Here is an 8520-nt window from a genome sequence, read left to right as displayed (position 1 = left end):
ATCTCCTGCTGCTGCTACGACTTTGACCGTCCTGACAGCTGTGGCTTTGTTTCCTGCCTTATCTGTTGCTGAATAGGTGACAGTGTACGATCCCACAACTTTAGTGTCAACCGTGCTCACTGCTGTTACCGCTACAACTCCATCAACTGCATCTTTAGCTGTTGCTCCGGCATCAACATAGGTGCCGCCTACTGTTACTGAAGCAGGGTTTGCGCCAGTTATGGTGATGACCGGGGCAGTGGTATCTGATGCTGCTGCTACGACATTGACCGTTCTGACTGCTGTGGCTTTGTTTCCTGCCTTATCTGTTGCTGAATAGATGACAGTGTACGATCCCACAACTTTAGTGTCAACCGTGCTCACTGCTGTTACCGCTACAGTTCCATCAACTGCATCTTTAGCTGTTGCTCCGGCATCAACATAGGTGCCGCCTACTGTTACTGAAGCAGGGTTTGCGCCAGTTATGGTGATGACCGGGGCAGTGGTATCTACGGGTGCTGGAGGATATGGGTCTGCATGGCATCTGGAACAAGTCTGTAAATCTAAAGGTGCTCCAGACGCTATATGACATTCTTTACAGGCTGCTGCCTGCGTAGCTGATACCGGATGCGGATGATTCCCATTATACGTTGGTAACGCGGATACTCCTGGTACAATTACTAGAGCTAATATTAAAAATAATAGCCCTATGCTAAATTTTTTTATATTCATATGTGTTTTTCTCCTTTATTTTATATGATGTTCTACAAATGACATTCAAAATGTTTTTATATTGTTTTTATATTGTTTTTATATTGTTTTTCATATTCGCAGAACATCAAAAAGTTCGTATCACAGTAATTGGGTATATACCTGTTGAAGGTTTTATGAGTTTTTATAGTTCTAAATCAAATTAAAAAGTACAAAATTGCTTATTTTTGTCTTATATTGTTTAATAATAGTTTATATCTATATATAAACAATCCTCATCCAATTTTAAAAAAATATTCAATGACCCTTCAAAAACCGGAAAAAAGTACAGGAGTATTCGGATTACTCTTCACGGGCCAATCTCATTGTAACGATAGAAGGATTCTCCATTATACGAAAAGCTGTCTCTGTTTCTTTTCCTATCTTCACATCCCCCTTTCTTCCTACTGTCGCTGTGAAAAGACATTCGTCACCGCTGTAAACATCTACAGTTGCGCCAGATAATTCCTTGACTGTAAGTATAACATATTTCTTTGAACGCTCAACTGCAGGCACAAAACTTATAATTCTGCTCTCCTTCTTTTGTGGCTTTGACCTTTCTTTCCATGGCATATCAGCCTTTCTCTCACGAATATCAAGGTGTATCCCCAGTTTTTTTTCGATCAGGTCAATAGTCTTGCCGCCTTTTCCGATAACTCCTGCTATATCTTCTTCAGCCATATAGACCGTAGCGCTGGAATCCGATACAATCTCCACATCAACCCTGTTGCCGGTATATTTCATCAATTCTTTTTCAATTTCCCTGACAGCAAGCCCCCATGTGGCCGGGCGTTCCTTTTCAACCCCGGTCACAGGCATCACAACAACCTGTTCTCCGTATGTGTATATTTCATACTCGACCGCTTTGGTCTCAAAATCCGCTATTGTTATAACAGGTCTTGCCAGATCCTGTTCAATCATCCCTTGCGGCACTTTAACAGTAAATATTACATCATATACCTTTGAAACTTCTCCTTTGTCAATGAATATGACAGTGTCCACTACCTGCGGAATTATCCCCAGTTCAACGCGTCCGATCAACCTCTGGATCGCATCCACGCCCCTTGTGGCGTGCACAACTCCAATCATCCCGACGCCTGCCATTCTCATATCTGCAAATACCTGGAAATCCTTTGTTTTCCTGACCTCATCATAAATAGTGTAATCCGGCCTGACAAGAAGCAGGATATCAGCCGTTTTTTCCATATCGCGCTGGATGGGCGCATACTGTGTTATTGCTTCAGGCACCTGCAGATCGCGAGGCGACTCCATTGTTTTGACAATAAAACCCTGTTCGAAAAGTACCTCGGCCACGCTTGCTGCAAATGTTGATTTTCCGGCACCAGGTGGTCCTGCCACAAGAATACCGCGCTGTCGTTCGATGATCCGGGTCTTTAATTCCTTGCTGAGTTTATAATCATCAAGCCGGACATGTGCGACCGGTCTTACCGCTGTTATTTCCAGCCCATCGGAAAATGGCGGCTGTGCTACTGCAATTCTCATTGATCCTATCTGGAATACCATGACACCATCGTATTCTATTTCCAGATGCGAATCAGGGTCCCGTTTTGCTCTTTCTATTAGTTCTCTTGTGATCGTACGAAGTTCTTTTTCCGTGCTGGCCTCTTCCCTGATTTTCACAAGTTTCTGCTTTCCCACAGTACCTTTTTTTGCGCACGGCTGGACATTTACCTTGAGATGAACAGAAAGAGTATCATCGGTGAAATAATCTTCGATGCTAAGGACTTTTAATTCTTCCATGAGGGGTATCAGGAATTCAACATTCAATCCTTTGGCGCGCGCGACTTCCGATTGCACCCTGTCGCTTGTGATGAAAAGAGCATTGTTCTCGACAGCAATGCTTCTGATCATGGCATCGATTTCTCCTCCTGATGCAAGTTTTATCTGCTCAAGAGATGGTCTTTTTCCTGTGAATTCAAGCGTGATCTCCCCTCTTTTTGCCATATCGCTGAGCTCTTTTAGCTCTTCTAACCCCTTAAAGCCCATTTCTTTTCCGCGGTTTGCCTGCGCTTCAAGCTCTGACATAAGCGCTTCGGCTATTATGACCCTGGCAGATTTGAATTCTCCTGCTTTTAATTTGGCTGTTATCCGGCCGTCAATTATTACACTCGTATCAGGGACTATGCAAAACTCTTTCGTCATAATATGATAAAATGTATCCCTTTGGCATTAAAATGTTCTGATATCTCCAAAAGATTAAATAATTTCAAGCTATCAATAAGGCTCCATGGCACAAACGATCTCAGAAAAGATTTTCAGTAAAGCAACTAACAAAAAAGTAAAAGCGGGAGATTTTGTACTCGCAAATATTGATTGCGCCATGACACATGATATTACGGGTCCGCTTGCAGTTGAGGGTTTCAGGGAAATTGTAAAAGGCAAGAAAAACCCCAGGGTATGGGATCCGAGTAAAATTGTTATTCTTTTTGACCACCAGGTACCTGCCGATTCCCTTAATGCAGCAGCGAACCATATTTTCCTTCGCCAGTTCGCAAAAGAGCAGGGTATCCTGAATTATGATGTTTTTGAGGGTGTATGCCACCAGGTGATGCCTGAGAAAGGTCATGTAAGGCCGGGCGACCTCATTGTGGGTTCTGATTCTCATACATGCGCTTATGGCGCGCTTGGCGCTTTTTCCACTGGTATCGGAAGCACGGATATGGCATTTGTTTTTGCAACCGGAAAGCTGTGGTTCCGTGTGCCCCAGACGTTTAGATTTGAGGTTGAAGGAAAGCTGCCAGAATGTGTTTACCCGAAAGATGTCATTTTGCATCTTATCGGTGATGTCGGGGTCGAAGGCGCGCGTTATATGACCAGCGAATTCTGCGGTTCAACTGTCAGGAATATGGATATTCCGGGCAGGATGACCATGTCCAACATGGCTATAGAAATGGGTGGAAAAGCTGGAATTGTGGAAGCAGATAAGACCACAGAAAAATACCTGAATGAAAGGATACCGGGTTTTAGGCTTGACCCGAAGTGGAAAAGCGATGATGATGCATCGTTTGCCAAGATCAAACAATACGATGTCAGCGACCTCTCACCGCAGGTTGCGTGTCCGCATAACGTTGATAACGTGAAATCGGTTGAAGAGGTGGAAGGAACAAAGATCGACCAGGTGTTCGTGGGTTCATGCACCAACGGGCGCTTTGAGGATATTGAGATCGTTGCTAAGATGATGAATGGCGAAAAAGTCGCAAAAGGTGTCCGCCTTTTGATAATCCCGGCTTCGCATACCGAGTACATGAAGACACTTCGAGCCGGATACGTGGAGCAGTTCATGGAAGCAGGCGCTATCGTTGAGTCGCCCTGCTGCGGACCATGTATGGGAGGCTCATTCGGGCTTCTTGGAAAAGGCGAAGTCGGACTTTCAACATCGAACAGGAATTTCAAGGGCAGGCAGGGAAGCCCTGATGCTTTTGTTTATCTTTCATCTCCCGCGACTGCGGCGGCAAGCGCGCTTTACGGGGAGATAAAGGATCCGAGAAAAATTTAAGATTGGCGATTTTTAACCTTTGCCTGATTCAATTTCATCAAGCCATTCATAAATGGGCTTTACAACTATTTTTTTATCATCGATATCAATCAACTGAGCCTCTTTTTCAGTTATAATAAGTCCTTCTTTCAGGTTATAGGCGTTCATTGCTTCAAGTAATCCTCTGATCTCTCTTTTTCTTGTGGTTTCATCTTTTAATGTCAGGGTTGCCTGGACCGCAGATTTTATCTTCATTCCATCTTTTATTATGAAATCGCATTCATGGTTTTCCTTGTGATAATATATCTCGTTTTTCTCTTTAATCAATGACATGTAAACAAGGTTTTCAATTAACCTTCCCTTGTTTTCTGAAAATCTAAATGAAATTGAATTAACAAGTCCTGTATCCAGGCAATATATCTTTTTTGGATTTGCTATCTGTTTTTTTACTGATATATCATATTTCATCAATGTGTATATCAGGTATGAGTTTTCTGCAAAGCCAATATATTCTTTCACTGTTTCCACTGCAATGCCAAGTGTTTTTGCAAGGTTTGAATAAGAGAAGTTTTTCCCAATGTTCGAGATGATAAAGTAAAGCAGGTCAAACACATCTTTGTTGTTTCGCAGGTTATTCGGATAGATTATATCTTTAAGATAGATCGTCTGGAAGTAATTCTTGAGAAGTTCCTGTTTCAAATCTTTATCATTTTCAAGAACCACTCTTGGAAAAGCACCGAATTCAAGATAATCATTGAAGTACTGGAGCTTCTCAATGGTTGTAGGCTTTTGTAGCTGTTTGAAACTCAGGTATTCTCTGAATGACAGCGGATAGACCATAATATGAAAGTATCTGCCAGATAGTCTGGTGCTTATTTCTTTGTGCAACAGCGTTGATGTCGAACCTGTGAGTATTATTTTGAGGTTTTTCCTTGTATCATATAGTGTCTTGATGGACTGTACCCAGTAATCATAGTTCTGGACTTCATCGATGAACAGGTAATAAGTCGAAATTGATTTTTTTTCTGCGAAATAATATTCAATCATTTCGGTCAGAAACACCGGATCTTTTGATTTGCTCTGGAATAGGGGCTCATCCAGATTTATGAAAAGTATTGCTTCCGGAGACGTTTTATCTTTCAGGAGGCTTTTGATTATCTGATAGACCAGCGTTGATTTTCCCGTTCTTCTGGCGCCAAGAAGCAAGAGGACTTCCCTTGCTTTCAGGTATTTCGTTATCCATGGATACCATGGTAATCTATCGATTCCAGTATCGAATTGTTTAACAAACCACCATGGATTTTGCCGATCAAGCGCTATTTTTGTATTCTCATCCATTATGTAGAGTATAGTTATTGAAAATACTTAAATTTATCTATTATAATCTACTATTTTATGATAAATTGTTAATTATGATCTACGAGAGTTATAGAACCCGGATTTGTATATATAGATTCATATATAATGAACAATAAATATGGTATGAAATGATAAATCAAGGCGCAAACAAAGTAATGGAATGCTACGGCGTGAAAAGCGGGGAAAAAGTGCTCATCGTGGTTGATATTTCCACACCAGCCCCGATAGGTAAAAGCCTGTTCGAAGCCGCAAAAAACCTGGGCTGCGAAGTTATCCTGATGACAATACTTCCACGTACCCGGCATGGTGAAGAAATACCTCTGCCTGTAGCCGAAGCAATGAAAACCTCAGATGTAGTTATCGCCCCAACAACTTTTTCCCTGACCCACACCCAGGCAAGGATAAATGCCTGTAAAGCAGGAGCAAGAGTCGCTTCCATGCCCGGAGTTACCGAGAAAATGATGGCGCACGGTGGTATGACCGCTGATTACAATAAGATCAATAAGATCGCCATTGAATTGAATAAAAAACTTGAGAATGCAAAAAAAATCCGTGTAGTTACACATTCAGGCACAGACATATTATTTGACCTTGAAGGATGCAAATGGTTTATGGACACGGGAATGTGTCTTGAACCCGGATGCAGCAGCAATCTTCCGGCAGGAGAGCTTTATATAGCCCCGAAAGACGCCAATGGCATTTTCGTGGTTGATGGTTCCATGAGCAGTTTTGGCCTCCTTGATTCTCCTCTTGAATTTACAGTTAAAAACAGGTATGTGACCGATATCAGGGGCAAGAATGCGCTGAAGTTGAACTCAATACTTGATAAAGTAGGAAAAAAGGCTCGAAATATTGCAGAATTCGGTATCGGGATCAATCCAAAAGCAAAACTTATCGGGAATGTGCTTGAAGATGAAAAAGTCGCAGGTACGGTGCATGTCGCACTCGGTGATAACAGCACGTTCGGTGGGGATGTGATCGCAGGAATTCATCTTGATGGGATTATCAAGGAACCTGAGCTTTTTGTGGATGGGGAAAGATTTATTTTAATTGAGAAAATACCTCTTGTAGAGGTATTTAAGTAATAATAGAATATAAGTGATAATCCATGTCCTCTCTATTCAACCATATCTTTATTCCATTCGTAATTTTATTCATATTCGCTGATAAATTAAAACTTGATTTAAAAAAGATAGCTATTTTTAGTTTTTTCGGCATTTTTCTAGACTTTGATATTTTTCTTTTTCATCGGGCATCATTTCACAATATTTTTATCTTGATAATTCCTCTTCTGGCTTTTATCTTTATGAAAGATAAAGAAACTCCTGGAATAATATTTTTCTATCTTGCCTCTGCTCTCATACTTGATATATTCGATGGCGGAGTGTATTTATTTTATCCATTTTATGATAATGTATTCTTTGCCAGAACGGAAATCTGGTTTCATCATGGTTTCATGCCTGTACTGGATTATGGAATAAGCAAGAATATTATGAATAACGGGAGGAACGAACCTATGATCTCAAGTGAAAATTTTGCGGTTTCGGTAATTCTACTGGTTTTTATATTAATATCATTTATATGGAGTCGAGGTAAACCTGAAGATCATGTCCCAGTTAAGAAAAGCTAGATAAGGATTTATTGGCAAAAATAGCAACGTATACAAATAATTTAAAATATATCATCATTTTCATAACCGAAAAATATAAAAATCTATAAGCCTTATTTTAAGTTATTTCAAAAGACAATTATTAAAATATATTGTATATCAGGATAATAATATGGAAGAAGTAAACCAGGATGCAGTATTTTTCAGATGCAACGTCTGCAGCTTTGATTTTGAGGCTGACCCTAACTTTATCCCGATACCTTGCCCCCAGTGCGGAAGTGAGGATACGGGGAGAGTGTGAATAGGGGATAGACTATCAGTTAAAAATATCTAATTACCACAACGCAAGAATTAATTACATTTAATTACATTTAATTACAATGTATTATCATGGAAAATGTACAGATAAGGATCGATGAAAAAAATATGAAGAATTTGAATGAACTTGCTCAAATGCTCAGTTCATCCAAATCGGAGGTTATACGAAGGATAATAGAGGGGGGTATCAAAGAGTTGCGTATGAAAATTGCCATGGAGAAATATATTGATGAAGAATTTTCTTTATGCAGAGCAGCAGAATTCTCCAATGTATCTATACAGCAGATGGCAAGATATCTTACCCAGAGAGGTATTCCCTTTTTTAAGCAAAGTATAGAAGAGAGCGAAAAGGATGTAATAGAGGCCCAAACCTGGCTGTAAAATGCGCGTACTCATTGATTCATCCACTCTTATCGCTCTGGCAAAAATAGGCAAACTCAACATACTTGAAATTGTCTTCAAAGAGATATTTATCACTACAGTAATTAAGGATGAAATTCTCAGAGAAGATTCCCCGGAGACGGAAGTTTTTAAGGACGCTATTAATCGCTGGATCAATATTATTGATTTCAAAGGGAAGCCAAAAGAGTTTAGAAAATATGGGTTGGATGCCGGGGAAGCAAGTCTATTACTTGCAGCACAAGCCAATGACCGGCTTGTACTTGATGAGGCAAATGCGAGGAGGTTTGCCGAGACAAAAGGATTAAAATTCACAGGTTTACTTGGGCTCATTGTTGCTGCTGTAGGAGCTAAAAAAATAACAAGGGAGCTCGCTTTAGAGACAATTAATAAACTATCTTCGGGAGACTTTAGGATGAGCTTGGAGCTTTATCTTTGGGCACGCGAAAAAATCGAGAGCTCCTGAAAGTATAGGATATATGGTATTGAAGGTACTCTGTATATTAAGCTTATATGCAGTTTTAACAGGCTTTTATCTGAAAACAGTATCCAGAGGCAATATAGTATACCTTACTATGAGCGATTTTTGTATGTGGGCTTTTTTAAGTAG

The 8520-nt window shown here is 40.4% G+C and carries 9 protein-coding genes; 6 read left to right on the top strand and 3 right to left on the bottom strand.

What is annotated here, in order from left to right; translation table 11 throughout:
- Both CL181_RS17790 and CL181_RS17785 read right to left on the bottom strand, forming a co-directional pair.
- The coding region (locus CL181_RS17790; protein WP_141398961.1) for a DUF5011 domain-containing protein at positions 1 to 711 on the bottom strand (711 nt) is incomplete at its 3' end.
- A 321-nt stretch (positions 712 to 1032) separates the two neighbouring features.
- Complete coding sequence (locus CL181_RS17785) at positions 1033 to 2892, bottom strand: PINc/VapC family ATPase (protein ID WP_097300662.1); 1860 nt, start codon at positions 2890 to 2892, stop codon at positions 1033 to 1035.
- An 85-nt stretch (positions 2893 to 2977) separates the two neighbouring features.
- Here CL181_RS17785 and CL181_RS17780 point away from each other — a divergent pair, with 85 nt between their 5' ends.
- Complete coding sequence (locus CL181_RS17780) at positions 2978 to 4246, top strand: 3-isopropylmalate dehydratase large subunit (protein ID WP_097300661.1); 1269 nt, start codon at positions 2978 to 2980, stop codon at positions 4244 to 4246.
- A 12-nt stretch (positions 4247 to 4258) separates the two neighbouring features.
- On the opposite strand, the gene CL181_RS17775 is transcribed toward CL181_RS17780, so the two are convergent.
- Entirely contained in the window at positions 4259 to 5563 is a 1305-nt protein-coding gene (locus CL181_RS17775; RefSeq protein ID WP_097300660.1) for an ATP-binding protein, read from the bottom strand.
- 149 nt (positions 5564 to 5712) lie between these two features.
- Between CL181_RS17775 and CL181_RS17770 the strand changes: the two genes are divergently transcribed.
- The 5 genes from CL181_RS17770 (at position 5713) to CL181_RS17755 (ending at position 8376) form a co-directional block, all read left to right on the top strand.
- Positions 5713 to 6669 (top strand): aminopeptidase, encoded by a 957-nt coding sequence (locus tag CL181_RS17770; protein ID WP_097300659.1) that lies wholly within the window; start codon positions 5713 to 5715, stop codon positions 6667 to 6669.
- Positions 6670 to 6890: 221 nt separating this feature from the next.
- Positions 6891 to 7214: a hypothetical protein gene (locus tag CL181_RS19875; RefSeq protein WP_141398960.1), complete on the top strand. Its 324-nt coding sequence runs from the start codon at positions 6891 to 6893 to the stop codon at positions 7212 to 7214.
- A 151-nt stretch (positions 7215 to 7365) separates the two neighbouring features.
- Positions 7366 to 7494 carry a hydrogenase maturation nickel metallochaperone HypA gene (locus CL181_RS21300; RefSeq protein ID WP_141398959.1) on the top strand — a complete coding sequence of 43 codons (129 nt, stop codon included), beginning with the start codon at positions 7366 to 7368 and terminating at the stop codon, positions 7492 to 7494.
- A gap of 89 nt (positions 7495 to 7583) precedes the next feature.
- Entirely contained in the window at positions 7584 to 7892 is a 309-nt protein-coding gene (locus CL181_RS17760; RefSeq protein WP_097300657.1) for a UPF0175 family protein, read from the top strand.
- A 1-nt stretch (position 7893) separates the two neighbouring features.
- Complete coding sequence (locus CL181_RS17755; protein WP_097300656.1) at positions 7894 to 8376, top strand: hypothetical protein; 483 nt, start codon at positions 7894 to 7896, stop codon at positions 8374 to 8376.
- Positions 8377 to 8520: the final 144 nt, after the last annotated feature.

The sequence above is a fragment of the Candidatus Methanoperedens sp. BLZ2 genome (assembly GCF_002487355.1).
In the GTDB taxonomy this organism is placed as follows: Archaea; Halobacteriota; Methanosarcinia; order Methanosarcinales; family Methanoperedenaceae; genus Methanoperedens.
This window is presented reverse-complemented; position numbering and strand designations above follow the sequence as displayed.

Excerpts from the sequence above, each read along its gene's own strand:
- CL181_RS17785 (WP_097300662.1), bottom strand. The coding sequence starts at position 2,892 with ATGACGAAAGAGTTTTGCATAGTCCCTGATACGAGTGTAATAATTGAC.
- CL181_RS17780 (WP_097300661.1), top strand. The coding sequence starts at position 2,978 with ATGGCACAAACGATCTCAGAAAAGATTTTCAGTAAAGCAACTAACAAA.
- CL181_RS17775 (WP_097300660.1), bottom strand. The coding sequence starts at position 5,563 with ATGGATGAGAATACAAAAATAGCGCTTGATCGGCAAAATCCATGGTGG.
- CL181_RS17770 (WP_097300659.1), top strand. The coding sequence starts at position 5,713 with ATGATAAATCAAGGCGCAAACAAAGTAATGGAATGCTACGGCGTGAAA.
- CL181_RS19875 (WP_141398960.1), top strand. The coding sequence starts at position 6,891 with ATGAAAGATAAAGAAACTCCTGGAATAATATTTTTCTATCTTGCCTCT.
- CL181_RS21300 (WP_141398959.1), top strand. The coding sequence starts at position 7,366 with ATGGAAGAAGTAAACCAGGATGCAGTATTTTTCAGATGCAACGTCTGC.
- CL181_RS17760 (WP_097300657.1), top strand. The coding sequence starts at position 7,584 with ATGGAAAATGTACAGATAAGGATCGATGAAAAAAATATGAAGAATTTG.
- CL181_RS17755 (WP_097300656.1), top strand. The coding sequence starts at position 7,894 with ATGCGCGTACTCATTGATTCATCCACTCTTATCGCTCTGGCAAAAATA.